Here is a 212-nt window from a genome sequence, read left to right as displayed (position 1 = left end):
TCGCCGCTTTGGTTCGGCGGCGGAACGACACCTGCCAGCATGGCGATGCGTTTGTGTGGTACGGTGCCCAACTCGGGCAGCATGGATAGCAGGGTGGCGCTGGTGGTGCTGCCTATGCCTTTGATTGCGGTTAGCACTTGGCCTTTGCCGCCGAATGCGTCGGCGTTGCTGTCGATGTCTTTGTCCAGCTCGGCGATAAGCTTGTCGAGATG

General features: G+C 60.4%; 1 protein-coding gene. It reads right to left on the bottom strand.

Going from position 1 to position 212, the window contains the following annotated elements:
• A partial coding sequence (locus tag ACLD9W_RS12705; protein ID WP_410842320.1) for a transposase occupies window positions 1–212 on the bottom strand: 212 nt, incomplete at both ends.

Origin of the sequence: Neisseria sp. WLZKY-1 (assembly GCF_046546535.1) — a bacterium.
Classification (GTDB): Bacteria; Pseudomonadota; Gammaproteobacteria; order Burkholderiales; family Neisseriaceae; genus Neisseria.
Note: the sequence above shows the minus strand (reverse complement) of the source record. Positions and strands in the feature narration are given on the sequence as shown.